At 58.3% G+C, this 24,882-nt stretch carries 20 protein-coding genes and 1 tRNA gene; 9 read left to right on the top strand and 12 right to left on the bottom strand.

Annotated features, from left to right (window positions below):
• Positions 1 to 39: 39 nt before the first annotated feature.
• Positions 40 to 939: a glycosyltransferase family 2 protein gene (locus tag NQ492_RS04255; protein WP_015548049.1), complete on the top strand. Its 900-nt coding sequence runs from the start codon at positions 40 to 42 to the stop codon at positions 937 to 939.
• A 184-nt stretch (positions 940 to 1,123) separates the two neighbouring features.
• Here NQ492_RS04255 and NQ492_RS04250 read toward each other — a convergent pair whose 3' ends face one another.
• The 10 genes from NQ492_RS04250 to NQ492_RS04205 all read right to left on the bottom strand — a co-directional run bounded on the left by NQ492_RS04250 (position 1,124) and on the right by NQ492_RS04205 (position 10,386).
• The gene (locus NQ492_RS04250; protein ID WP_015548048.1) at positions 1,124 to 2,125 is read right to left on the bottom strand and encodes an adenosine kinase; all 1,002 of its coding nucleotides are present in this window, start codon (positions 2,123 to 2,125) and stop codon (positions 1,124 to 1,126) included.
• A gap of 69 nt (positions 2,126 to 2,194) precedes the next feature.
• Entirely contained in the window at positions 2,195 to 3,175 is a 981-nt protein-coding gene (pfkA, locus tag NQ492_RS04245; RefSeq protein WP_015548047.1) for a 6-phosphofructokinase, read from the bottom strand.
• Positions 3,176 to 3,313: 138 nt separating this feature from the next.
• On the bottom strand, positions 3,314 to 4,663 hold the full coding sequence (locus NQ492_RS04240) for a PspC domain-containing protein (protein ID WP_015548046.1): 1,350 nt from the start codon (positions 4,661 to 4,663) through the stop codon (positions 3,314 to 3,316).
• Between the two features lie 22 nt (positions 4,664 to 4,685).
• Complete coding sequence (locus NQ492_RS04235; RefSeq protein ID WP_015548045.1) at positions 4,686 to 5,480, bottom strand: head GIN domain-containing protein; 795 nt, start codon at positions 5,478 to 5,480, stop codon at positions 4,686 to 4,688.
• Positions 5,481 to 5,498: 18 nt separating this feature from the next.
• Entirely contained in the window at positions 5,499 to 5,834 is a 336-nt protein-coding gene (locus NQ492_RS04230) for a PadR family transcriptional regulator (protein ID WP_015548044.1), read from the bottom strand.
• 4 nt (positions 5,835 to 5,838) lie between these two features.
• Positions 5,839 to 6,048, bottom strand: a complete 210-nt coding sequence (locus NQ492_RS04225; RefSeq protein ID WP_015548043.1) for a PspC domain-containing protein — start codon at positions 6,046 to 6,048, stop codon at positions 5,839 to 5,841.
• Positions 6,049 to 6,052: 4 nt separating this feature from the next.
• Complete coding sequence (locus NQ492_RS04220; protein WP_015548042.1) at positions 6,053 to 6,592, bottom strand: PspC domain-containing protein; 540 nt, start codon at positions 6,590 to 6,592, stop codon at positions 6,053 to 6,055.
• 333 nt (positions 6,593 to 6,925) lie between these two features.
• Positions 6,926 to 7,669: a succinate dehydrogenase/fumarate reductase iron-sulfur subunit gene (locus NQ492_RS04215; protein ID WP_015548041.1), complete on the bottom strand. Its 744-nt coding sequence runs from the start codon at positions 7,667 to 7,669 to the stop codon at positions 6,926 to 6,928.
• Between the two features lie 38 nt (positions 7,670 to 7,707).
• Entirely contained in the window at positions 7,708 to 9,654 is a 1,947-nt protein-coding gene (locus NQ492_RS04210) for a fumarate reductase/succinate dehydrogenase flavoprotein subunit (RefSeq protein ID WP_015548040.1), read from the bottom strand.
• Positions 9,655 to 9,690: 36 nt separating this feature from the next.
• The gene (locus tag NQ492_RS04205; protein ID WP_022061269.1) at positions 9,691 to 10,386 is read right to left on the bottom strand and encodes a succinate dehydrogenase cytochrome b subunit; all 696 of its coding nucleotides are present in this window, start codon (positions 10,384 to 10,386) and stop codon (positions 9,691 to 9,693) included.
• Positions 10,387 to 10,518: 132 nt separating this feature from the next.
• On the opposite strand from NQ492_RS04205, the gene NQ492_RS04200 reads away from it, so the two are divergent.
• From NQ492_RS04200 to NQ492_RS04190, 3 genes are read left to right on the top strand one after another with little or no spacing between them, the layout of a single operon-like run.
• A complete protein-coding gene (locus tag NQ492_RS04200; protein WP_015548038.1) occupies positions 10,519 to 11,052 on the top strand; it encodes a 5-formyltetrahydrofolate cyclo-ligase in 534 nt (177 codons plus the stop codon).
• 3 nt (positions 11,053 to 11,055) lie between these two features.
• Entirely contained in the window at positions 11,056 to 11,784 is a 729-nt protein-coding gene (locus NQ492_RS04195) for a DUF169 domain-containing protein (RefSeq protein ID WP_044054896.1), read from the top strand.
• On the top strand, positions 11,781 to 12,629 hold the full coding sequence (locus NQ492_RS04190; RefSeq protein WP_015548036.1) for a patatin-like phospholipase family protein: 849 nt from the start codon (positions 11,781 to 11,783) through the stop codon (positions 12,627 to 12,629). Before NQ492_RS04195 ends, NQ492_RS04190 begins: the two co-directional genes overlap by 4 nt.
• A 321-nt stretch (positions 12,630 to 12,950) precedes the next feature.
• Here NQ492_RS04190 and NQ492_RS04185 read toward each other — a convergent pair whose 3' ends face one another.
• Complete coding sequence (locus tag NQ492_RS04185) at positions 12,951 to 14,324, bottom strand: DUF5723 family protein (protein WP_015548035.1); 1,374 nt, start codon at positions 14,322 to 14,324, stop codon at positions 12,951 to 12,953.
• 13 nt (positions 14,325 to 14,337) lie between these two features.
• On the bottom strand, positions 14,338 to 15,312 hold the full coding sequence (locus tag NQ492_RS04180) for a hypothetical protein (protein WP_229104373.1): 975 nt from the start codon (positions 15,310 to 15,312) through the stop codon (positions 14,338 to 14,340).
• An 89-nt stretch (positions 15,313 to 15,401) separates the two neighbouring features.
• Here NQ492_RS04180 and uvrC point away from each other — a divergent pair, with 89 nt between their 5' ends.
• The 5 genes from uvrC (at position 15,402) to NQ492_RS04155 (ending at position 24,878) form a co-directional block, all read left to right on the top strand.
• Positions 15,402 to 17,225 carry an excinuclease ABC subunit UvrC gene (gene uvrC, locus NQ492_RS04175; RefSeq protein WP_015548033.1) on the top strand — a complete coding sequence of 608 codons (1,824 nt, stop codon included), beginning with the start codon at positions 15,402 to 15,404 and terminating at the stop codon, positions 17,223 to 17,225.
• Between the two features lie 73 nt (positions 17,226 to 17,298).
• Positions 17,299 to 17,382, top strand: a tRNA-Leu gene (locus NQ492_RS04170).
• Positions 17,383 to 17,583: 201 nt separating this feature from the next.
• Complete coding sequence (locus NQ492_RS04165) at positions 17,584 to 19,182, top strand: S8 family serine peptidase (RefSeq protein ID WP_195498230.1); 1,599 nt, start codon at positions 17,584 to 17,586, stop codon at positions 19,180 to 19,182.
• Positions 19,179 to 21,476: a S9 family peptidase gene (locus tag NQ492_RS04160; protein WP_229092133.1), complete on the top strand. Its 2,298-nt coding sequence runs from the start codon at positions 19,179 to 19,181 to the stop codon at positions 21,474 to 21,476. The genes NQ492_RS04165 and NQ492_RS04160 overlap by 4 nt, the downstream gene beginning before the upstream one ends.
• 12 nt (positions 21,477 to 21,488) lie before the next feature.
• Positions 21,489 to 24,878 carry a SusC/RagA family TonB-linked outer membrane protein gene (locus NQ492_RS04155; RefSeq protein ID WP_231839944.1) on the top strand — a complete coding sequence of 1,130 codons (3,390 nt, stop codon included), beginning with the start codon at positions 21,489 to 21,491 and terminating at the stop codon, positions 24,876 to 24,878.
• Positions 24,879 to 24,882: the final 4 nt, after the last annotated feature.

The following is a 24,882-nucleotide window of genomic DNA, read 5'->3' as shown; positions in this document are numbered from 1 at the left end:
TATACGGGTTTTTTACGGATAAATTGCTACATTCGCACGATGATTCGAATCTCGCTCGTCATTCCCACCCACAACCGTGCCGCACAACTCGTTGCGGCGCTCGAATCCGTCGTGCGGCAGGATCTTCCGCGCGACGAGTGGGAGTGCGTGGTGGTGAGCAACAACTCCACGGACGACACCGAGGCGCGTTTCGCGGCCTTTGCCGCGGCGCATCCCGGGTGCGGCCTGCGGCTCGTCGCGGAGGAGGGACCGGGGGTGTCGTACGCCCGCAACCGCGGACTGCGGGAGGCGCAGGCGCCGCTGGTGGCCTTCATCGACGACGACGAACGGGTCAACGAGGGGTTTCTGCGCGCCTATCTCGAATTCTTCGAAACCCGTCCCGGGGCCGTCGTGGCCGGGGGGCGCATCGTCGCCGAATACCCCGCGGGACGTCCGGCGTGGATGTCGAAATACGTCGAAATGCCGATCGCCAATCCGATGGATTTCGGAGAGCGGGTGCGTCCGTTCCCGGCGGGACGCGTTCCCGGGGGCGGCAATATGGCTTTCCGCCGTGCGGGGCTGGCCGGTTACGGGGGGTTCGATCCGACGCTGGGGCGCGTGAACGGCGAGTTGATCGGCGGCGAGGAGAACGACTTTTTCGAACGTCTCCTGCTCGGCGGCGAGACGATCTGGTATGTGCCGGGGGCGGTGATGTGGCACATCATTCCGCCGGCGAAACTCACCGGGGCTTATTTCCGGCGGTTGAGCTACAACGTCGGGGTGAGCCAGCGGCTGCGGGCCGAAATCCACCGCCGGCTGCCGAAGACCTTCGTGCTGGAGATCGCCAAATGGGCGGCGACGCTCGTGCTCTGCTGCACGATGCCGCCCCGCAAATCGCGGTGGCTGCTGCGCATGCGTCTGGAAATCAGCCGGGGGCTGTTCACGAAAATTAAAAATTAGGAGTTGCAGACTTTGGTCGCATGCGATAAGCCCCTCCCGAGGGAGGGATTTGGGGTGGGGCAGAATTGTAAATACGGCGGAACGCTGGGCGACAGCGAATTCTCCGGAAGAAAATTGGTTGTGATTCCGGTATGCGCTGCTGTTTTAAATACAAAGGGCTGAACATTTGTTCAACCCTTTGTATTTAAAACAGGTACTTTTCGTTTTTGACCTTGTTCACCAGCCGGTGGATGTCGGCCCAGGCCTCCTCGCCGAAGGTCGTGCCGACGACTTCGATCACCTTGCCGGCGGTGATGGCGCCGATCGTGCCGCACTGGCGCAGCGAAAGTCCGTCGCAAAGCCCCGCCAGGAATCCGGCGGCGTAGAAATCGCCCGCTCCCGTGGTGTCCACGCGCTTGGCCGCGGCCATGATGCCCACGTGTACGACCTCCTCGCCCTGTTTGATCAGCGCGCCTTTCGTGCCGATCTTCACGACGGCCAGTTCGCACATCTGCGAAATGGCCTGGAGGGCGTTCAGCGGCTCGGCCTCGCAGGTGAAGGTCTTGGCCTCGTCCTCGTTGGCGAAAACGATGTCGACGTGCTCGCTCACCAGCCCGCGCAGGAATTCGAGGTTCTCGGCCACGATGTTGAAGCTGGCCAGGTCGATGGCGACCTTCAGGCCGCACTTCTTGGCCGTACGGGCGGCCTTGAGGATCAGGTCGTGGTTCTGCACCAGATAACCTTCGACGTAGAGGCAGTCGTACCCCTCGAAAATCGACGGCTCGATCTCTCCGGCCGAGAGTTCGAGCGCCGCGCCGAGGTGGGTGACCATCGTGCGCTCGCCGTCGGCGGAGATCAGCGACACGCATTTGCCCGAACGCTCCCTGCCCCGGAAAATGATCGGCTCGATGCCGAGGTTGTCCAGCGCCTGCACGAAGAAGTCGCCCGTGGTGTCGGGGCCCACCTTGCCGATGAACCCGACGCTGCAACCCAGCTGCGCCATGGCGCGGATGGTGTTGCCGGCCGATCCTCCGAGCGAGAGGGAATAGGGGAGTCCGGCCACCGATTTCGAAATTTCGGTCTGGAGCCGGGTGTCCACGAGGCTCATCGAGCCTTTGGCTAATTTGAACCTCCCCAGCACGGAGTCGGTTTTCAGGTTGACCAGCATGTCGGTCAGGGCGTTGCCGATGCCAATTACGCGTTTCATTCGCTTATGTTCGGGTTTTTGTTGAATTCGTTTGCATTGCGGCCGTTCGCGGCGGGCAGGCGGAGCTGTCTAAATCGACAGGATTTTCACCAGTTCCAGCGCTCCGCGGTCGATGCCTTTGTCGTGTTTGATGGCCTTGGCGAAGGGCACGTAGACGATCTTGCCGTTCATCGTGCCGATCATCACGTTGCGCTGTCCGTCGAGGATCGCCTCGATGGCTGCTTCGCCCATGCGCGAGGCGAGGATGCGGTCCACGGCCGTCGGCGAGCCGCCGCGCTGGATATGGCCCAGAATCGTCACTCGCGCGTCGTACTGCGGGAACTCCTTCTTCACACGTTCGGCCAGCGCCGTGGCGCCGCCCGTCTTGGGATTCTCCGCGACGATCACGATCGCCGAGTTCTTGCTCTTGCGGAACCCGTGGTTGATCAGTTCCGCCAGCTGGTCGACCTCGGTCTCCATCTCCGGGATGATCGCCGCCTCGGAACCCGTCGCGATGGCGCTGTTGAGCGCCAGGTAACCCGCCGTGTGGCCCATCACCTCGACGAAAAAGAGGCGTTCGTGGCTTGACGCCGTGTCGCGCAGTTTGTCGACCGACTCCATGATCGTATTCAGCGCCGTGTCGTAGCCGATCGTCGAGTCCGTGCCTCCGAGGTCGTTGTCGATCGTTCCGGGAAGCCCCACGATCGGCACGTTGTATTCCTCGGCGAAAAGTCCCGCGCCGGTCAGCGATCCGTCGCCGCCGATCACCACCAGAGCGTCGATGCCCGCGGCCACCATGTTGTCGTAAGCCGCCTTGCGGCCTTCCACGGTCTTGAACTCCTCGCTGCGGGCGGTTTTCAGAATCGTGCCGCCCAGCTGGATGATGTTGCTCACGCTCTGCGATTTGAATTCAACGATCTCGTTGAATACCAAACCTTTGAATCCGCGCATGATTCCTTTTACGGTAAATCCGTTGTAGATTGCGCTGCGCGTCACCGCGCGGATTGCCGCATTCATGCCCGGCGCGTCGCCGCCCGATGTCAGAATGCCTATGCTCTTGATTCCGGCCATACTCTCATTTGTTAAAAACAAAACCGTTCAAAGGTACGAAAATATTTCAAAAATTTCAAAAATACGGGCGGCCCAAAAAGGATGCCGCCCGTATTTCCGGGAACTTTTTATTTTAACGCGAATGATTTCCGGCTTCGCTTACCGGGACCGGGCGGCGCTGCCGCGGGTCGTTTTTGCGCTGTCGGCGGCGTCGGTTTCCCGGCGGATCGTCACCGAGGCTTCGTCGCCGGTCTCGGAGGCTTTGACCGAGACCTTCCGGCCGTCGGCGTTGACCCGCAGTTCGCCCTGCTTCTTGTCGACGGTGATGTCGATGGATTTCGAGGGCACGGAGATGTGGAGCGTCTTGCGGCCCTCCTCGATCACGCTTTCGTCGTCGTAATCTTCCAGCAGGCGTTCGAGGGTGGTGGTGTCGCCGTCGATGACGATTTCGCTCTGGAACACCTGTTCGAGGACCCTGCGTTTCGTCCGGAACTTGTCGCCCACGTTCTCGCGGATGGCCACGCACGATACGGCGATGATCGAGGCCAGCCACAGCAGGAAGATGGCCAGCACGGTCTTGCCGCCGGGTTTGCGCGAGGCGATCAGGCACATCAGCACGTAGATCAGCAGGATGATGGGGATGAGCGTGGCCAGGATGCCCAGACTCGCGATCCAGATCGACACCGTGTTGCCGAAGACGGCGGGCGTGAAGAAACCCTCTCCGCCGACGATCAGGGCGAACATGCCGATGATCAGGGCGCAGGCCGCCATGATGAGTCCGAAGACGATGAACCCGGCGATGATTTTCAGCAGGATCAGCACCACCTTGCCGAAGACCGATACGACTTCGGCGACGATCGGTTTGGCCTTGGCGTCGGGTTCGGCGCAGGCCGTGGCGGTGGCCGCGGTGACCTCGCCGATGGATTGTGCGGTGATCTTCTCGCCGTTCATTTCGAGTTTCTGCCGCGCCGAACGGGCCGCCGGAACGGCGAACCACATGATGAAATAGCAGATCAGGAAGATGCCGAACAGGTTGCCGAACATCGGGCTGAACCAGTGCAGGAAGGGAATCCACCCGAAGCAGGTGAACAGCAGGGGCAGAAACAGCCCGAGGCGCACCCACACTGGGTCGATGTCGAAATATTTGCCGATTCCGGCGCAGACGCCGCCCAGCTTGGCGTTTTCCGTGTCGCGGTAGAGCCGGCGGGGGATGCGCGGCGTGTCGCAGTGCAGGTCGCGGTCGACGCTCTCCCGGGAGATGTCCTCGGCCGAGCCCATCTGCCGGATGATGTTCAGGATCAGCGGTTTCTCCACGATGCGGGTGTTATCCTGCGCCGAGAGGATCAGTTCCGCGATGCGGGCTTCGATGTCGGCGACGATCTCCGCGCCGTCGGCCGTGTCCTTATAGGTTGTCTTGAGGCTCTCGAGGTAGGTTTCGAGGGCCTCGTAAGCGTCGGCGTCCATCGTGAACGCCACGCCCGAGATGCTGCATTTTTTAACCTCTTTCATGGTTGTCGCGTCGTTTCGGAATTCAGAGTTTGCGGATGCTGCCGCCGCTCGACTTTTCCAGCGAAGTCTGGCAGTCGCCCGAGTAGCGGACCGACGAGCCGCTCGATGCGCTGGCGGTGAGTTTTCCGCTGCAATCGATCGAAGCGCTGGCGGCGCTCGATGTGTCGATCGAGGCGTTGACGGCCGAGAATTTTTCGGCGTTGAGTTTCGATGCCGAACTCATGTCGGCCCTGAACGTCCCGGCGGAACCTTCGAGGATGATTTTCGATGCGCTCGATGCGTCGAGCGAACAGCTTTCGGCCTCGACCGAGGCCTCGACCTTCGAGGCGCTCGATGTTTCGATGGTGCAGGAGACGGCTTCCACCGCGGCTTTGATCTTGGCGGCGCTCGAAGCCTCGATGCTGAATTTGCCGGCTTTGAGCGTCGTCTCGCCGATGATCTTCGAGGCGCTCGAAGCGTCGAGCGAGCGGATTTTCCCGTTGGCCGGGACGGTGATCGTGACGTTGCCGTTCTGGATGTTGTTCACCTTTTGATCGAGGGTGGCTTCGAGTTTGCCCTTGACGGCCCGGACCACCACCAGGTCGATCAGGTTGTCGTCGGCTTCGATGCGGATGTCCGACACCTTGTCCGAGATGACGACTTTCACGGCGCGCGAGGCTTCGATGCCGTCGAAATCGGGTGCCGGAACGGTTTTGGTGACGATCTTGCCGCTGCCCTTGATGTTTTTGCCCAGCAGGGGCGCTGCGACGCAGGCGACATAAGCGGTTGCGGAGAGGCACGCTGCGATCAGGACGGCTATCAGCAGGAGTTTTTTCATGGTTTTGTTTTTTGGGGGTTAATTGTTTTTTCCGTGGCGGATGAGTTGGATCTGTCCGACGAGTTCATCCCAGGCTTCGTCGAGCGTTGCGAGGTATTCGCGGCCTTTGTCCGTGAGCGTGTAGTACTTGCGGGGCGGACCCTGCGGGGATTCCTCCCAGCGGTAGGTCAGCAGTCCGGCATTTTTCTGCCGGGTGAGGATCGGGTAGAGCGTACCCTCGACTACGATCATCTCGGCCTGCTTGAGTTCGGCGATGATCTTCGGAGCATACGAGTCCTCGCGGGAGAGAATGGCGAGGATGCAGTACTCCAGAATTCCTTTGCGCATTTGCGCCTTTACGTTGTCTTCAGCCATGGTGCTATGCGTTTAACCTTTTGGGGGCTTTGGGAACGATCAGCCAGAGGATGATGTAAACCCAGAGCGAGAGACCTCCGAAGAAGATCAGGAGCAGGGTTGCGATGCGTACCAGTGATGTATCGAGTCCGAAGAATTCGGCCAGGCCGGCACAGACGCCTGCGATAATGCTGTCTTGGGAACGGAATAACCGTCTGTTTTCGTTCGTTGCCATGATTTTATCGGTTTTTGCTGTTGATATTGAATTTTCGGGCCGGCTCCTCGGGAATGACGATCCAGAGGATGATGTAGGCCCAGATCGAAAGTCCGCCGAAAAGGATCAGCAGGAGCATCAGCAGCCGGATCAGCGTCGGGTCGGAGTCGAAGTACGCGGCGAGACCCCCGCAGATGCCGGCGATCGAACGCTCGGTGCGCGAGCGGTAGAGTTTGCGCAGGGGCGGCTGTTCGGCGGATTCGGTTCCGGTCCCTCCCTCGGCGGACTCGGACCGCTCCGCGCCGCGGGGTTCGCCGAAATCGGCCGGACTGCCCATCTGGGCCATCGTCGCACGGACGACGTCGAGCGTAATGACCCGCATGGGCGAGGCGACCCGCTCGCGGAATATCTCCGCCACACGGGCCTCGATGTCGCCCATCGTTTCGGCGTCACCCTCCGGCAGGCGCCGCCGGATGTCGTCGAAATAGCTGCCCAGTACCCGGTAGGCGTCCTCGTCGAGGATGAATGCCACGGAGCCGATGTTTACGTTTACAGTCTCTTTCATGGTCGTAAAAGTATTGTCGCGGTTTGATGTTTTGCGGGTTTTACTATTATTACAATGCAAATATAATACGAATTTTAGTATTATGTAATACAGAGTACATTATTTTTTGAAATTATTTTTCATACCTATATTTAGAACGGCGGCAATTTGGGGTTCGGGGGGGGGTATGCGCCGGAGAGGAACTCGCGGTTCGGCGGGGGCTCTTCTCCCCCCCCCCTTCAAAGGGAGGCCGGGAGGGATTGTCTGTCTGGATGCGCGACGCGCATATCGCCCGGCATAAAAAGGGCCGGAGCAACGCTCCGGCCCTGGTCGTTATCGCTGCTGCGACAGTCGTTAGTCCTCGAACTTCGCCGAGAGGAACTCGCGGTTCAGACGGGCGATATGCGCAATGGAAATCTGCTTGGGGCACTCGGCCTGGCAGGCTCCCGTGTTGGTGCAGTTGCCGAAGCCCAGTTCGTCCATCTTGGCGACCATCGCCTTGGCGCGGCGCGCACCCTCGACACGGCCCTGGGGCAGTTTGGCGAGCGACGACACGCGGGCGGCGACGAAGAGCATGGCCGAACCGTTCTTGCACGTCGCGGCGCAGGCTCCGCAGCCGATGCAGGCGGCGGCGTCCATCGACTCCTCGGCGTCGGCCTGCGAGATCGGAATGGCGTTGGCGTCGGGCACCGAGTTCGTGCGCACCGAGATGAAGCCTCCGGCCTGCAGAATCTGGTCGTAAGCCGAACGGTTCACCACGAGGTCCTTGATGACGGGGAACGCTGCCGAGCGCCACGGCTCGATGGTGATCGTCGCGCCGTCCTTGAACTTGCGCATGTAGATCTGGCAGGTCGTGGCGCCCTGGCTGGGACCGTGGGCCTGTCCGTCGATGTGCAGCGAGCACATGCCGCAGATACCCTCGCGGCAGTCGTGGTCGAAGGCCACCGGCTCCTTGCCCTCGTGGATGAGATTGTTGTTCAGGATGTCGAGCATTTCGAGGAACGAGGTGTCGGCCGAAATGTTCTCCACCTTGTAGCTCTCGAAAGCGCCTTTGGATTTAGCGTCCTTTTGACGCCATATCTTTAATGTAAAATTCATGGTTTCGATTCGATATTAAAGTTCAACGTCAAATGGCCTTAATCTTTGTAGTTGCGCTGTGCGGGGTGCACGAACTCGAAGTTCAGCGGCTCCTTGGTGAGTTCCGGAGCCTGGTCCATGCCCTTGTACTCCCATACGGCGGCGTATACGAAGTTCTCGTCGTCGCGCTTGGCTTCGCCCTCCTCGGTCTGGTGTTCCGTGCGGAAGTGGCCGCCGCACGACTCCTCGCGGTTGAGGGCGTCGCGGGCCATCAGCTCGCCCAGCTCCAGGAAGTCGGCCAGACGCAGCGCCTTTTCAAGTTCGACGTTGAAGTCGTTCTCCTTGCCTACGACCTTCACGTCCTTCCAGAACTCCTTGCGCAGGGCCTGAATCTCGGTGATGGCCTTTTCGAGGGACTCTTTCGTACGGGCCATGCCGACGTTCTCCCACATGATGTGGCCCAGCTTCTTGTGGATGTCGTCCACCGACTGCTTGCCGTTGATCGCGAGAAGTTTCGCGATCTTCTCCTTGACGCCCTTCTCGGCCTCGTCGAAGGCCTTGGTGTCGGTCTTCACCTTCGGGGCCTGGATCTTGTGCGAGAGGTAGTCGCCGATGGTGTAGGGCAGCACGAAGTAACCGTCGGCAAGACCCTGCATCAGGGCCGATGCGCCGAGGCGGTTGGCGCCGTGGTCCGAGAAGTTGGCCTCGCCGATGGCGTAGAGACCCGGGATGGTGGTCATCAGGTTGTAGTCGACCCAGATGCCGCCCATCGTGTAGTGCACGGCGGGGAAAATCTGCATCGGCTGCTCGTAGGGGCTGACGTCGGTGATCTCCTCGTACATGTCGAAGAGGTTGCCGTAACGCTGCTTGATAATGTCCTTGCCCAGACGCTCGATGGCGGTCTTGAAGTCGAGGTATACGGCCAGACCGGTCTCGTTCACGCCGTAGCCTGCGTCGCAACGCTCCTTGGCGGCGCGCGAAGCCACGTCGCGCGGCACGAGGTTGCCGAAGGCCGGGTAGCGGCGTTCCAGATAGTAGTCGCGGTCCTCCTCGGCGATCTGCGAGGGTTTGAGCTTGCCGGCGCGGATGGCCTTCACGTCCTCGAGTTTCTTGGGAACCCAGATACGGCCGTCGTTACGCAGCGACTCGGACATCAGCGTCAGCTTCGACTGCTGGTCGCCGTGAACGGGGATGCAGGTGGGGTGGATCTGCGTGAAGCAGGGGTTGGCGAAGCCGGCGCCCTTGCGGTAGCACTGGAATGCGGCCGAGCCGTTCGACGCCATGGCGTTGGTCGACAGGAAGAAGACGTTGCCGTAGCCGCCCGTGGCGATCACGACGGCGTGGGCGCCGTGGCGCTCGATCTCGCCCGTCACGAGGTTGCGGGCGATGATGCCCTTTGCCTCGCCGTCCTCGATGACGATGTCCAGCATTTCGTGACGCGGGTAGCTCTTCACCGAACCGGCCGCAATCTCCTTGTTGAGGGCCGCGTAGGCGCCCAGCAGAAGCTGCTGGCCCGTCTGGCCGCGGGCGTAGAACGTACGCGATACCTGCGCGCCGCCGAACGAACGGTTGGCCAGCAGGCCGCCGTACTCGCGGGCGAAGGGGACGCCCTGGCCCACGCACTGGTCGATGATCAGGTTCGAGACCTCGGCCAGACGGTAGACGTTGGCCTCGCGGGCGCGGTAGTCGCCGCCCTTGATCGTGTCGTAGAACAGGCGGTATACCGAGTCGTTGTCGTTCTGGTAGTTCTTCGCTGCGTTGATACCGCCCTGGGCCGCGATCGAGTGGGCGCGGCGGGGCGAATCCTGAATGCAGAATACCTTGACGTTGTAGCCCAGTTCGCCGAGCGAAGCGGCTGCGGAGGCGCCTCCCAGACCCGTACCGACGATGATGATGTCGAGCTTGCGCTTGTTGGCGGGGCTTACGACCTTGATAGCTGTCTTATGGTTGCTCCACTTTTCGGCCAGAGCACCGGCAGGAATTTTAGCATCTAATTTTAAAGCCATATCGTTTGTGTGTTTATTATTCTACAAAGGGGGTGATTAGCATGCGCCTGCGATGCAGGGGCAGAAGAAGTAGACGAGCACCACGGCGGCGAATCCGAGGAATATGATCGTGGCCACGATGTTGGCGATGCACTTCAGGCGGGGATACCACGTGTCGTTGGCCCAGCCCACGGTCTGGAACATCGACCATACGCCGTGCGTGAGGTGGAACCACAGGGCGGCGAACCATACGAGGTAGATCACCACGTAGTACCACTGCGAGAAGGTGTAGGCGATCAGCGAAGCTCCGTCCGCGGGGTCGAGTCCCAGCGAGTTCTCGTGTCCGCCCAGAATCTCCACGAGCTGCATCTTCGACCAGAAGTTGAACAGGTGGATCAGGAGTCCGCCCAGGATGATGAAGCCCAGTACGAGCATGTTTTTCGAAGCCCATGCCACGCCCGGCTCCTGCACCGTCACGGCGTAACGCTGCGAGCCGCGCGCCTTGTAGTTGTTCAGCGTGAGGATGACGGCGTAGAGGAAGTGGACGAAGACGCCCAGCGCCAGAACGGCCGTTCCGGCCAGCGCGTACCAGTTTGCGCCCAGCAGTTCGCAAATCATGTTGTACGCTTCGGGCGAGATGATCGCCGTGATGTTCATCGACATGTGGAAGAGGATGAAGAGCACGAGGAACATGCCCGTCACGCTCATTACTAACTTCTTGCCAAGCGAGGAATTAGATAGAAAACAGCTCATAATGATTTTAATTTGTTATATTTGTTAATGATTTGTGTTCCGGCGCTTTTATTTTACGCACGCAAAGATAGCCATTGTTTGCGGAATAACAATAGAAACGGACGGGAATTTTATGCCTGAAAGGAGGGTTTTATGACCAAAAAAGAACTGCGCGCCGCGATGCGCCGGCGGAACCTCGGAATGGACGCTGCGGAGCGCGCCGAAGCCTCGCGCCGGATATTCGGCCGGGCCGGGCGGCTGGAGGCTTTCGGCGCGGCCCGGACGGTGGGTGTTTTCTGCTCGCTTCCCGACGAGCCGGACACGGCGGAGACGCTGGCGCGGTGGAGCGCCGTGAAACGCATCGTGGTTCCGCGCGTCGAAGGGGATGTGATGCGATTCTGCGAATACGACCCGCAGACGCTGCGTCCGGGGGCTTTCGGCATCGCCGAGCCGGGACCCGAGGCGCAGACGTGCGACCCGTCGGAGATCGACCTCGTGATCGTTCCCGGCACGGCGTTTACCGCCGCGGGCGCCCGTTGCGGCCGCGGCCGGGGTTACTACGACAAATACCTCTCCCGGCCGGACGTGCACGCCGTGAAAGTCGGCGTGTGCTTTGCCCACCAACTGGTCGGGGAGCTGCCTGCGGAGCCGCACGACGTGGCGATGGATTACATAATAACGGATTGAATGATGGATGCGAAAGAGTTTGCCTCCGCCTATGGCGAGGCGTTCGGACCCGCCGCGGGACTGCCGCTGCTGTTCTGGTATTCGGACGGGCCGGTGCGTGCCGTGCCCAAAGTCGAAGGATGTTTTTTCAAGGCGCTGGCCGAAGCCCGCGAGGGGTCGGCGGTGAGCCTCAATGCCGCCAATATCGGCTGCGGGGGCGGGAAGTTCTACACCGGCTTTGCACCGATGCCGCCCTTCGTGCCGGCCTTCGTGTCGCAGAAGGAGCACTACAAGCAGACACCCGAAATGGTGCTGGAGTTCATCGGGCGGCTCGGCGTGCCGGAGGCCTCCGGTGCGTGGCTCAATTTTGCGCGCATTGATACGCCGCAGGCCGCGGAGGCTTTCGGTACGGCCGACGGGGCGCTGTTTTTCGCCACGCCCGACATATTGTCGGGACTGGTGTCGTGGGCCGTTTACGACAACAATGCCGACGATGCCGTGTGCGTGCCCTTCGGGTCGGGATGCAGCGCCGTCGTGACGCAGGCCGTGCGGGAGAACCGCCGGGGCGGACGCAGCGTCTTCCTGGCGTTGTTCGACCCTTCGGTGCGTCCGTGGGTCGACGCCTCGGAGCTGGGGTTCGTCGCGCCGATGTCGCGTTTGCGCGAGATGTGCGGCACGATGCGTGCAAGTTGTCTTTTCGGGACCCATGCGTGGAACAAGGTCCGGGTCCGCATTAATGGAGGGAATATATGAAAAAGAGAAGAGTGGCGCTGGTGCTGGCAGGCGGCGGCGCACGGGGCGTGGCCCATATCGGGGCCATCGAAGAGTTGGAGAGGCAGGGATTCGAGATCAGCGCCGTGGCGGGGACCTCGATGGGTGCGCTGGTCGGGGGCGTGTATGCCTCGGGGTACCTCGAACCGTTCAAGGAGTGGATGCGCGCACTCGATAAATACAAGGTTTTCAGCCTGGTCGATTTCGCGTTGAGCACCGAAGGGCTGGTCAAGGGAGACCGGGTGATGGAGGCGATGAAGGAGCTGGTCCCCGACGTGCAGATCGAGCGGATGCCCGTGCCTTTCGCCGCCGTGGCGGCCGACCTGCTGACGGGCGACGAAGTGGTGCTCGACAGCGGGGGATTGTACGACGCCATCAGGGCTTCGATCTCGATTCCTTCGGTTTTCAGGCCCGTGCACCGCGACGGCCGGGTGCTGGTCGACGGCGGCACGGTCAACCCGCTGCCGCTGAACCGCGTGCGGCGCGAGGAGGGCGACCTGCTGGTCGCCGTGGACGTCAGCGCCCGGTTCGGGGCCGATTCCGTCCGCCGGGCCAATGCGTCGCTGAATTATTACAAGGTGCTGATCGCTTCGTCGCAGATCATGCAGCAGCGCATCACGCAGCTGATGTGCCGTCTGTACAAACCCGACATCATGGTCGGGCTGCCCGCCGACAGCTACGGCATGTTCGAGTTCTACCGTTCGGAGGAGATTCTCGAGGCGGGGCGTGCGGCGACGCGCGCGGCGCTGGAGCGGCTGGAAACCGACGGTGAAAACGGTATGGTTTTTGCTGAAAGCGAAGAAAAGATTGCGACGGCCCGTTTTTGAAGAATTCAAAAGTAGTGACGCAACTTCACACAGATTTTAGGGCCATCGCAATGTATTCGGGGATGAAGGAGATGGCGGAAAACATTTCCGGATTCCTTACGGGGCAAAGATAGAGAAAGTTTCCGGATTTGCAATCGCTTTGCCCGAAAGTGATATGGGTGCGTCCAAAATTCCGAAGGGGCGGGCCTTTTTCGCGTGGCAAATCCGTTTTTTTTCGCGCTGCGGCCGCCTGTCCGGGTGCCCGGTCCGGCCTGCGGGACGCATTCGCAAAGCAAATTCCCGGCTCATCGAGCCGGGAATTTGCTTGTTTGCGGGGTGGGGTCAGCGTCTGTCGCCTTCGCGGACGTAGGCCGCGATGCGGTGGCTCCGCTTGCCGATGGGGATGCCCAGGCCGAGCGTTACGTTCATCGAACTCTGCTTGATGGGAACCCACTGCGGCGTGTGCTTCGAAGTCAGCACGTCGGTTGCCAGATAGAAATTGATCCAGTTGGGGCAGAGGTTCAGCGCCAGGCCGACGGCTCCGCCGCGGTTGTCGATCACCGAATAGCTTCCCGACACCGTGAACCAGCGCACGGGGTGGAAATTGACCGATCCGGTGATGTTGTGCATGGTCTTGTATTTCCAGACGCGGGCCGTGTAGAGCAGGCCGATGCCGATTTTGTGGCGCCACACTTCGTATTCGAGTCCGGCGTTGACCGACGCGCGGAGCATCTTGGTCGTGCTGCGCCCGTCGACCTGGTTGAATTTCAGCATTTCGAGGTCGAAATCCGGAACCGGCTCCGAGGCGTTTTCCGGAACCGTGGCGCCCGTGAATTCCGTCTCCTGCGTCGAGACGCCCATGACGGAGTTTTTCTTGCTCCAGCTGATGAATCCCAGGTCGGTCACGGCCAGCGACGCTTGCAGGTTGGGCAGGATGTCGTACGTGGCGCCCAGATCGAGGGCGAAGCCGTATCCTGCGGGTTTGGTGGGTTTGAAGTCGAGATCGCCGATCTCGAAGGTCTCGCTGTCGGGGTCCGTTTCGACTTTGGCCCCGGCGGCCGTGAGGTCCAGCGTGCCTTGGGTGAGAACGGCCCAGCGGTCTTCGCGGAGCGAGATGTCGAAGCGGTCGTAGGTGACCTGCGCACGGGCGAGTCCGGCGAGGAACTTACCGCGGATGCCGATGTAGAGGCGGTCGTCCATCAGCGGGAACGAGTAGCTGAAAGCCGCCTCGAGGTAGGAGTCCGTCGAGGTGCCGAAGTTGCGGATCTGGCCCTCCTTGCCGAGTTTGATGAATTCGAAGAGCGAGTAGGGCAGGTTGGCGTCTTCGTTGACCCGCACGTTGAGGTCGAACGACCAGAAATTCTTGTGGTTTTTGGTAAAGGCGCCGAATCCGATGACGTTCATGCGGAAGTCCATGCCCAGCAGGTTGTTCTGCTTGAGGCCCGAGAGTGCATCGGCGGCCGACACGGAGCTGTCGAACAGCGTCACCAGCTTGCCGTCGCGGGAGAAGAGGATGTTGTCCACGGCGATGTTGCCGCCCACGTTGATGTTCACGCCGCCGATGGCCGGGATGTTGACGTAGCCGCGCAGCGGCGCGAAAGCCGGGTTGAACTGGCTGCGGAAGGTCGAACCCTCCATGAAATAGGCCGTGGGGTTCTGGGCTGCGGCGCCGGTCGCCAGAAGCGCCGCCGCGATGAGGGTGTATATTTTTTTCATGATGGAGTGCGGTTTAGATGTCGAGTTTCAGTCCTCCGTTCTTGAGCAGGCTCAGGCTGATGACGATCTGGTACTGGTCGTCGCTGAATCCTTTGCCGGGATAGTATTCCGTGAGCGTCACGGGAATCCGGATCGTGATGCCCTCGACGATCTGCCGCAGGTCTTCGGCGAAAAGCTGCGTTTGGGGAATGTCGTTCGATGCCTTGTCTGCGCCGACTCCGACCTGGAACGTGATCTCCGTGGGCGAAAAACTCGGATCGAGGAGCAGCGAAAGGGGCAGCCCGCTGGTGATCTGGCCGTAGAGGAACAGCGTGTTTCTGGCGTTGGGCGTGCCCTCGGGGTCGAGGTTGTCGGCGAGCATGTCCACTATGTCGCTGCTGATGTCGATATGGCCGACTTCGTATTCGAGCTGGTCTATTCCGAGCGAGCCGGTCAGGTAGGTGCGGGCCAATGCGCTGACTTCGTCCGCGAGCCGTTCGCGCAGCGATGCGTCGTTGCGGTAGGCGGTTTTGAATGCTGTCTTGAAGGTTTGCTCGTCGGGAGCCGTCAGGTTGAGAAGCAACAGAAATTCCGCGGCGTATTTGTCCCAAACCAGATCGACGACCGATGCGAGTTTGGCGTCGCTGGCCTGCATCTCCTCGCGCAGCGTTCGGAGCAGCGTATTTACATACGTCTGATCGTCTTTGTCCTGCAATTTGACGAGGTCGACGAATTTGCCGTCGGGCAGCTGGGAGGGAAACCAGATGTCGGCTTCGCGGAAGATCTCTTCGATGTTGCCGCCGTTGTTTTTGATCTCGTCCTTCGAGACGAGCACCTTGACCAGCGGGATGCGGAACTGCGACCCTTCGTCGCCGATGGCGATGTTGTCGGTGTCGATGTTTCCCAGATCGTAATCTTTGTCCACGCATGCGGTGGAGAGCATGCCGGACAGGAGCAGGAGGATAAGTTTTCTTATAGGCTTGGCGTGTAGTGAAATAGCGATGTGCAAAGATATGATTTTCGGACGAATTAAACAAAAAATGCGACCTTTTTATAGACTTTCCGATTTGCAATATATTTGCTAAATTTGCAGGGCGTATGGCTGAAACGGAAAAACCGGATCTCAAGGAGCAGGTGGCCCTGCTGCCGCTGTCGCCGGGCGTCTACCAGTTCGTGGACCGCTCGGGGACGATCATCTATGTGGGTAAGGCCAAGAGCCTGCGCAAGCGGGTGTCTTCGTACTTCGTGCAGTCGAAGGAGCACAGCGCGAAGGTGCGTGTGCTGGTGAAGCAGATCGTCGAGATCCGCCATATCGTCGTGGGGAGCGAGACCGACGCCCTGCTGCTGGAAAACTCGCTGATCAAGAGCCTTCAGCCGCGTTACAACATCCTGCTCAAGGACGACAAGACCTATCCGTGGATCGTCGTGCGGCGCGAGCACTTTCCCCGCGTGCAGTCGACGCGCATCCTGACGCGCGACGGGTCGCAGTATTTCGGCCCCTACGGATCGGTGATGATGCAGCGCAGCGTGCTCGACTTCATCCGCGAGGTGATCCCCCTGCGGACCTGCAAACTCAACCTCGCCCCGGAGTTGATCGCCAAAGATAAATATACGGTCTGCCTGCAATACCACCTGGGCAACTGCAAGGCCCCGTGCGTCGGGCGGCAGTCCGAGGAGGAGTATGCGCAGCTGGTCGGCATGGTCGTTTCGGTGCTGAAAGGCGACCTGCGTCCCGTGCGCCAATACCTCGAAGGGGAGATGGCGCGTGCGGCCGGGGAGCTGAAATTCGAGCTGGCGCAGCGGTACAAACAGCGGCTCGACGCCCTGGACAACTATGCCGGACGGTCGGTGATCGTCAGCGCGAAGATCGTCGACGTCGACGTTTTCTCGCTGCTGCCCGACGACGACGTGGCCTGGTGCAACTTCGTGCGCATCCGCCACGGTTCGGTCGTGGGCGTGCAGACCGTGAAACTCTCGACGGGCGTCGGGGCCGACGAGCGCGACATGCTGACGCTGGCCATCCAGCACATCGTCGAAAACATCGCCGGGGGCGAACTCTCCCGCGAGGTGATCGTGCCGCTGCTGCCCTCGACGACGCTGCTGTTCGAAGGCGTGACTTTCACGGTCCCGAAGCGCGGGGAGAAACTCGAACTGCTGGAATTCTCGCGGAAGAGCGCCCGCATCTACCGCGCCGAGCAGTTGAAAAACCTCGAAATCAAGAATCCCGAGCGGTATACCGAGCGGCTGATGAATGCCGTTCAAAAGGAGCTGCGCCTCGACAGACAGCCGCGGCACATCGAATGCTTCGACAACTCCAACCTGCAGGGCGCTCATCCGGTGGCTTCGTGCGTGGTGTTCCGGGATGGAAAACCCTCCCGCAAGGAGTACCGCCATTTCAACATCAAGACCGTGACGGGGGCCGACGACTACGCCTCGATGCGGGAAGTCGTCTTCCGGCGTTATACGCGGCTGATGGCCGAAGGGGCCGAAATGCCCGACCTCATTATCGCCGACGGCGGAAAGGGGCAGATGGGAGTCATTCACGAGGTGCTGGAGCGGCTCGGGCTGGACATCCCCATTGCCGGACTGGCCAAGGACGACCGGCACCGCACCGCCGAACTGCTCTGCGGCTTTCCGCCCGTGCTGGTCGGCATCCGTCCCACTTCGCCCCTGTTCCACTTTTTGGCGCACATTCAGGAGGAGGTGCACCGTTTCGCCGTTTCCTTCCACCGGCAGAAACGCAGCAAGGCGTTTATCCACAGCGAACTGGAGCAGATCGAGGGGGTCGGGGACAAGACGGTCCAGACCCTGCTGCGCCATTTTCGCACGGTGGAAAAGGTCCGTGCGGCCAACATCGAAGAACTTTCGGCGCTGGTCGGGGCGGCAAAGGCGAAAAAAATCAGGGCCTTTTTCGAAAAATAGCCGTATTTTTTGAAAAGTTACGAAAATCACCTATCTTTGTCCACCCGATTCGCCGCGTAACGCTCGCGGAAATGCCCGGATGGCGGAATCGGTAGACGCGTTGGTCTCAAACACCAATGACAGCAATGTCGTGCCGGTTCGACCCCGGCTCCGGGTACAAGTAAAATCGCTTAATTTGTTGATTATGACAGGTTAAGCGATTTTTAATTTTCGGGTTTTCCCCGCATTTTCCCCGCAGACAATTTTATCTTTTTGGAACGAAGTGTTAATGTATTACTGAATTTGACATTAAGGTATATAAAAAATGTAATAAATTCAGATTTTCACTATATTTGTCGCGTCAGATATCTATTGCAATATGAATTCAAAAGTATTATTTTCTGCCGTGTATCTGTTGGCGGCAGTACCGTCATCTGCACAAACGGATGCCCCTTGGTTTTTGTCCGCTTCCGATTCGCTATGCGGAGTCCGTCTGACAGAGATTTGTGCGGCAAGAGGTAAAATTCCCCCCCCCTCCCGAAAAAAATCTGAAATAATCGTCGCCGTCATCGACGGCGGGTTCGATGTTTCGCATACGGCTCTTGCGGATTTCATCTGGACCAATCCACGCGAACAGGCTGCTAACGGCCGTGATGACGATAAAAACGGCTATGTAGACGACATTCACGGCTGGAATTTCCTCGGCAATGCTGTTGGAGAGAGTCTTCGAAGGGCCGGCACGGAACCTTTCCGGGAATACAAACGGCTTCGGCCTCGCTTCAAGGACGCTGATACAAGCCGCCTTACTCTTTCGGCAAAGGCCGAATATGCCTATTATAAGCAGATGGAACGGGCCGCCCGGCTCGATACCTACATCAAATTTACCGAATATCAGCGTATTCGTTCCGATGCTTTCCGCATTTGCGATTCATTGATGCGCCTGAAATACGGTGATCGAGAAACAACGGTCGCCGATTTTCAGCGTCTTGAATTGGCCGACACGACCGGGCTTGCGCTGCCTCTGTCGATTGCGGCTTCCACACCCGTTATGTTCACACCCGACATGCCGTGGCACGAAGCGGTGGAAAAGATCGACAGCGAATATCGTTTGTCCGCCGTACGTGTGGCCAGCCTCGATTCCCTGAATGACGATCCTCATATAAAATTGGGCAATCGCCCGGACGATTTCCGGAATTTCCGTTACGGAAACAATCTTATCGGCGACGATCCCTATCATGGGACGATGGTTGCCGGAGTGATTGCGGCGTGTGCGGCGACGGCCGGGGAGTTGCCGCGCCCGGTAAAGATCCTCTCCGTCCGTGCCATTCCCGAAGGCGATGAATACGACCGCGATGTAGCTGCGGCAATCCGTTATGCGGTGGATAACGGCGCAGAGGTGGTGAATATGAGTTTCGGCAAGTACCTATCGCCTCACCGGGATGAAGTACTGGCTGCGATGAAATATGCCCGGAGCAAGGACGTATTGCTGGTTATGGCCTCCGGCAACGACGGCGTCAATGTCGATGTCCGTCCGATATTTCCGACTTGCCGGGACACGAAAGGACGCCGTCTGGAAAACCAGATCGTCGTGGGGGCCTCGACGCCCGACGGACGGGTCGCTTCTTTCAGCAACTACGGAGCGGAAAATGTGGATCTGCTCGCCCCCGGAGAAAATGTACGATCGACCGCTCCCGAGGGCGGATACGATACGGCGCAGGGAACGAGTATCGCTGCGCCGATAGTTTCCGGTGTCGCAGCGGTCTTGCGGAGTTTCTATCCCGATCTTTCGGCTCGTGAGATACGGGAAATTCTGATTCGTACCGTTACGCATTTTCCGGCGGACGAGATGCCTGTTCCCGGGAAATCCGAAACTTCCCGCATGATCCAGGGGCGTCAGGTCTGTCTCGGTGGAGGGATTCTCAATGCGCAGGCGGCCATGAAAGAGGCGTCGAAAATCAGCAAATTCGGAGAGCGATGAAACGGTTGCTTGTATTTTTAACGGTATGGAGTCTTTATCCGCTCTGTGCTCAGGAATCCTATATGGCGCGGGCCGACCGCTTTTCGTCCGATTCGCTCGGTGGATTGATCCGTAACCAATATGTTTCGGTTCAGTGGATCGGCGAGGAGTGCCGTTGGTTCCATTATACGTCGGATGACGCCGATGCACGCCGTTATTGGTTGGTCGATACCCGCACCTGGCGGAAACGCCCGCTGTTCGACAGTTTCTCGATGACGCGGCAGTTGGCCGCATACGCCGATTCATCACGGATGCCGACCCCGAAGGAGTTACGGCTCTACGGCCTTGAATTCGATTCTTCCGATCCCCGCGGTTTTACGTTCGATTTCAATAAGCACCGGCTGCACTACGATGGCCGAAATGGCAAACTGAGCGAAAAGCCCCGGCAGGATGCTTCCCGCGGGAATCTTTTCTCGCGGGGCGACTATCGGCGCAGCTACTCCGCCGACAGCTCGTATTATGTTACGGCTGTCGGTCATGACCTCATGCTCTTTCGCGGAGATGGAAGCGACAGTGTACGGCTGACCCACGACGGGGAGCGCTATCATTCGTTCTCCACCGGCGGGAACAACGTCGTCGGGCCGGAGGCGCGCAGCTCCGCCATCGGCCGCTGGATGGGGAAAAGCCATTATTACCTGCTGGTGCGCGAAGACAAGCGCGAGGTGGAGGAGCTCACGCTGGTGGACAACCTCGCCCGACCGCGCCCCAAGGCTAAAAGCTACAAATTTCCCATGCCTGGCGATGAGCATGTCGTTCAATACGATGCCTGGCTGGTCGATGCCGACAGCATGTGCATTCGGAAACTCGACATCGCCCGCTGGCCCGATCAGAAAGTCGAAGTTCCCCGGTTCAGCATGATCGCTCATACGGACCGTTATGCCTGGCTCGTTAGTCGCAGCCGGACGTGCGACAGCGTGGAACTGTGCCGGGTCGATTTCGCGGCGCACCGTGTCGAGCCGATTATCCGCGAGGTGTGCAAACCGGCCCAGAATGACCAGCAATTTTGTTTCCATATCCTGAATGAAGGCCGCGATATCCTCTGGTGGTCGGAGCGAACGGGATACGGTCATTATTACCTGTACGATGGAAACGGACGCCTGCAAGGGGCCGTCACTTCGGGCGCATACGTCGCCGGAAAGATCGAACGTATCGATACGCTCGCCCGGACGATCGTCTACGAGGGTTACGGACGGGAACCGGGTGTCAATCCGCATTACCGCTTTTATTACAAAACCGGATTCAACGGCGGCGAGCCGGTTTTGCTCACTCCCGGAAACGGCGAACATTCGGTGGCATTCTCTCCCGACGGACGTTTCCTGACGGACACTTGGTCGCGTATGGATCGTGCCCCGCGGCATCAGGTCTGCGACATGAAAGGCCGCGGCCGTATCGAACTGGAGCCGTGCGACCTTTCGGAACTCTATGCCCGCGGATGGCACGAACCGGAAGTCGTCGAAGTGCTGGCTGCGGATTCCGTGACCCGGCTCTATGGCATCGTCTACCTTCCTTTCGACCGGGAACCCGGGCGGAAATACCCGATCATCAGCAATGTCTATCCCGGCCCCCATGTCGATCTGGTTCCGCAGGCCTTTACCTTGGATGACAACTACAATCAATCGCTCGCACAGCTGGGATTCGTCGTCATAAATTTCGCCTACCGCGGCAGCGGCCCCTGGCGCGGACGCGATTTCCATACGTTCGGCTACGGGAATCTGCGGGATTATGCTTTGGCCGACGACATGGCCGCGATCCGGCAGATTGCAGCCCGCTATCCTTGCGCCGATATTGAAAGAGTCGGAATTTACGGACATTCCGGAGGCGGTTTCATGACGGTCGCCGCCATGCTGAACCATCCGGAATTTTACAAGGTCGGGGTGGCTGCTTCGGGGAACCATGACAATAATATTTACTCCCAGTGGTGGGGCGAAACTTTCCACGGAGTAAAGCAGACCTGGGGGAAAGACGGGAAACCGCATTTCGAATGTCATATTCCGACCAACATCGAATTGGCCGACCGGCTGGCCGGACGGCTGCTGCTCATCACCGGAGACATGGACAACAATGTGCATCCGGCATCTACGGCCCGGCTGGCCGATGCGCTGATCCGGGCCCGCAAGCGTTTCGACATGACGGTCATTCCCGGAGCGGATCATGGTCTCGGGAACTCATATTATGTAAATCTGATCCGCTATTATTTTACGGAACATCTTCTCGGGTTGCCTCAGCAGGAGATCGATATAGTCAAACACAACTAATGGATAATGCGTATGAAGCAAACTTTAAGAAATTTTTTACCATTCGTATTTACGTCATTGTTACTTGTAACGATACTTCCTGCCGTCGCTGCTTCTGAGAGCGAGGGGAACAAACATCCGGTGTGGGGTACGGTCAAGGATACGAATGGTGTACCGCTTGTCGGTGTGTCCGTGGTTGTCGTAGGAACGCATTCCGGTGTGAATACTGATATTAAGGGTACGTTCCGGATCATAGTTACCGACGGCGCTACGTTGCGATTCTCATACATTGGTTATGAACCGCAGGAACTCAAGATAAAGCCTGATCGGGTCGGTTATGATATAACGCTCAAGGAGCAGTCCACGGACATCGGACAAGTCGTCGTGACAGGCTTTGCCAAAACTGAGATTCGCAAAAGCACCGGTTCGGTTGCCGTGATTGAAGGAAAAGATCTCAAGACTTCGCCTTTGGAGGGAGTAGACAAACTGTTGCAGGGCAAACTGGCCGGAGTGAGCGTGCAATCCGTATCCGGCCGTCCGGGCGAAGCCGTGAAGATCCGCATTCGCGGAACGAGCACCATCACGGGCAATGCCGAACCGCTGTGGGTCATTGACGGCGTACCGATGCAGAAGGAGGTCCCGACACCTCCTGTTTCCAACACGCAGATTCGCTCCGGAGACTTTTCGAATATTTTTGCTACGGGCATCGGTGGGATCAATCCTAACGACATCGAGTCGATCTCCGTGTTGAAGGACGCTGCCGCTGCCGCAATTTACGGATCTCAGGCTGCCGGCGGTGTGATCGTGGTAACGACCAAACGCGGCAAATCGGGACCTACGCACGTCAACTATTCGGGAACCGTATCCATTCAGACGCGGCCTGTACGGTCTGCCAATTTGATGAACTCACGCGAGAAACTGGCCTGGGAGCAGGAATTATGGGACGAATTTGCAGCTGCCGGTTATGCGAATAATCTTCAGGATGGCAAAAGTTACTATCCGGTTGTGGGTATCGTGGGCATGATTCGTTCGGGATACGGCAAATATAAGGGATTGAGCGTCGCAGAGCAGGATGCCAGGATTGCGGAACTGGGCAGCCATACGACAGACTGGTTCGAGGAACTGTTCCGGACGACAGTTTCCACAAGCCACTATCTCTCCATTTCGGGAGGTAATCCCAAAATGGCCTATTATCTCTCAATGGGATATGGTAACGATCAGGGCATTGTGTTGAAAAACTCGTACGACCGTTACAATTTCAACGGCAAGATCGATGTAACACCGAACAGAGTCGTATCGTTCGGTATCAGTACGGATTTCTCCTATCAGACATCCAAGGCACCGTCGAGCAATGTGGATATGTTCAAATACGCCTATTTCGCCAATCCCTATGAACGCCCTTATAACGACGACGGTTCCTATCGGGCTGACGAGACTTATTTTTCCTTGAGTGAAATCAATGGAAGCTATACGGTAGCGCTTCCCGAAAACGGATTCAACCTGATGCGGGAGATCAATGAGACTTCGGCCAAGAGTACCAGCGGAAACTTCACACTGACGGGAAATACGACGGTCAATATCACCAAGGATCTGAAGTTCGTGGGTCTGGCGTCGTTCTCCTATATTTCGGATCACGGGGAGAATATCAATGGAAAGAATACCTATGCGGCATGGATGGATCGGCCGTTCGAAAACAATACGACGACTTCGAAACGAATCTATGGTTCCATTTATCAGACTTCGACATACAATACCAATTATATGTTACGGGGACATTTCGCCTATGGACATACTTTCAACGAAATACATCGGCTCAATGTGTTGGCCGGAGCGCAGATCAGCCGGAATTACGCCAAGACGATTTTTACCAAACGTTACGGCTACGACCCCGTTACGGGCAACCACTCGACGCCGCTTTATCCTGCGAGCGGAAACAATTCGGTGATCGATTACGATAAACTTGTCAGTTTCGGGAAGACCCTCGATAATTCCACCGGGCAAGCTATTACGGAAAACGCTATGGCCTCGTTCTACGGTACGATCGACTATATCCTGCTCAACCGCTATGTTTTCAATGCCTCGGTAAGATCCGACGGATCGAATAATTTCGGCAGCAAGGAGCAGTTCAATGCTACCTGGTCGGCAGGTTTTTCTTGGAATATAGACGAAGAGTCGTGGATGAAAGGGAAAATCTCGGATGTGATCAGTTCGATGACGCTCCGTTTGGCCACGGGTTATACGGGCGGTGTCAATAAGTCGGTCTATCCGGTAATCATCATGAAATACGATAACACGTTTCGAATTTCCGATACGGATTCCTACCGGATGGGGACTATTTCGAATGCCCCGAATCCGCATCTGAGCTGGGAGAAGACCTGGGATATCAAAGCGGGTCTGGACATCGGATTTTTCAAGGATCGTTTGCGATTGCAGGTCGAAGCATACAACCGTAAAGGATACGATCTCGTGACTTCTTCGCGCGTGAATTCGGCAGTCGGATTTATTTCGCAGGGATATAATACATCCGAACAGGTGAACCGGGGAGTCGAGTTCACTTTGGGGGCGACGATTCTGCGTTATAAGGATTTTGCGTGGAATTTTACTGCCAATGCGGCTTACAATATGAACAAACTGACCAAATACGTGTCGCCCAACAGCGGTATCTATGGTCAGTATTATGTAGGTTATCCCCAGGGGATGATCATCACGGGCAAGAGTACGGGCATCGATCCATCGACGGGATTCTACAATTACGAACTGCGTCCCGATGCGAAAATAAACGAAGTCGCGGACTACCGGAACATGCAAAACTATCTTTTCTATGTAGGTACATCGACGGCTCCCTGGACGGGCGGGTTCAATACGTCCGTTCGTTACAAGGGGCTTACGCTCAGTATGAACGGTGTGTTTTCGTTGAACGGCAAAGTGCTGAACGATATCGTATCCCCCGCATCCTACAGTTCGGTGAGTGACCGGAATATGACCGGTGTGGATAAGGAGCCCATTCCCAACTCCAAATACGACCTTTATGTCAACCATCTCAATGTCGTGCGTGATGTAACCTATCGCTGGACTCCGGATAATCCTGTTACGGACGGTTATCCGCGTCTGATCGACATATACGGAGGGCGCCTTTACGATCAGAACGGCAATCTTATCGCCCAGAGTCTTCCTTCCGAATCAAGAGTTACGAACTGTCTGTTGCTGGAGAATGTTTCTTATTTGAAAATCAGTTCCCTGACATTGCTTTACGACCTTCCCGGCGCGTGGGTGAAGAAACTTCACATGCAAAATTGCAGCGTGTCGTTTACGATGAACAATCTGGCGACGTTCACGAATTACTCGGGGCTGGACCCTGAAACTCCCGGTGCGGTGTACCCGCAATGCCGCTCCTATTCGATCGGACTTTCGATCGGATTTTAATTCC

Source organism: Alistipes shahii WAL 8301 (genome assembly GCF_025145845.1).
Lineage (GTDB): Bacteria > Bacteroidota > Bacteroidia > Bacteroidales > Rikenellaceae > Alistipes > Alistipes shahii.
Note: the sequence above shows the minus strand (reverse complement) of the source record. Positions and strands in the feature narration are given on the sequence as shown.

Coding starts and splice junctions, on each gene's coding strand:
- NQ492_RS04250 (WP_015548048.1), bottom strand. CDS start 2,125: ATGAAACGCGTAATTGGCATCGGCAACGCCCTGACCGACATGCTGGTC.
- NQ492_RS04165 (WP_195498230.1), top strand. CDS start 17,584: ATGAATTCAAAAGTATTATTTTCTGCCGTGTATCTGTTGGCGGCAGTA.
- NQ492_RS04220 (WP_015548042.1), bottom strand. CDS start 6,592: ATGAAAGAGACTGTAAACGTAAACATCGGCTCCGTGGCATTCATCCTC.
- NQ492_RS04185 (WP_015548035.1), bottom strand. CDS start 14,324: ATGAAAAAAATATACACCCTCATCGCGGCGGCGCTTCTGGCGACCGGC.
- NQ492_RS04255 (WP_015548049.1), top strand. CDS start 40: ATGATTCGAATCTCGCTCGTCATTCCCACCCACAACCGTGCCGCACAA.
- NQ492_RS04225 (WP_015548043.1), bottom strand. CDS start 6,048: ATGGCAACGAACGAAAACAGACGGTTATTCCGTTCCCAAGACAGCATT.
- pfkA (WP_015548047.1), bottom strand. CDS start 3,175: ATGGCCGGAATCAAGAGCATAGGCATTCTGACATCGGGCGGCGACGCG.
- NQ492_RS04155 (WP_231839944.1), top strand. CDS start 21,489: ATGAAGCAAACTTTAAGAAATTTTTTACCATTCGTATTTACGTCATTG.
- NQ492_RS04210 (WP_015548040.1), bottom strand. CDS start 9,654: ATGGCTTTAAAATTAGATGCTAAAATTCCTGCCGGTGCTCTGGCCGAA.
- NQ492_RS04230 (WP_015548044.1), bottom strand. CDS start 5,834: ATGGCTGAAGACAACGTAAAGGCGCAAATGCGCAAAGGAATTCTGGAG.
- NQ492_RS04190 (WP_015548036.1), top strand. CDS start 11,781: ATGAAAAAGAGAAGAGTGGCGCTGGTGCTGGCAGGCGGCGGCGCACGG.
- NQ492_RS04235 (WP_015548045.1), bottom strand. CDS start 5,480: ATGAAAAAACTCCTGCTGATAGCCGTCCTGATCGCAGCGTGCCTCTCC.
- NQ492_RS04240 (WP_015548046.1), bottom strand. CDS start 4,663: ATGAAAGAGGTTAAAAAATGCAGCATCTCGGGCGTGGCGTTCACGATG.
- NQ492_RS04205 (WP_022061269.1), bottom strand. CDS start 10,386: ATGAGCTGTTTTCTATCTAATTCCTCGCTTGGCAAGAAGTTAGTAATG.
- uvrC (WP_015548033.1), top strand. CDS start 15,402: ATGGCTGAAACGGAAAAACCGGATCTCAAGGAGCAGGTGGCCCTGCTG.
- NQ492_RS04200 (WP_015548038.1), top strand. CDS start 10,519: ATGACCAAAAAAGAACTGCGCGCCGCGATGCGCCGGCGGAACCTCGGA.
- NQ492_RS04195 (WP_044054896.1), top strand. CDS start 11,056: ATGGATGCGAAAGAGTTTGCCTCCGCCTATGGCGAGGCGTTCGGACCC.
- NQ492_RS04160 (WP_229092133.1), top strand. CDS start 19,179: ATGAAACGGTTGCTTGTATTTTTAACGGTATGGAGTCTTTATCCGCTC.
- NQ492_RS04215 (WP_015548041.1), bottom strand. CDS start 7,669: ATGAATTTTACATTAAAGATATGGCGTCAAAAGGACGCTAAATCCAAA.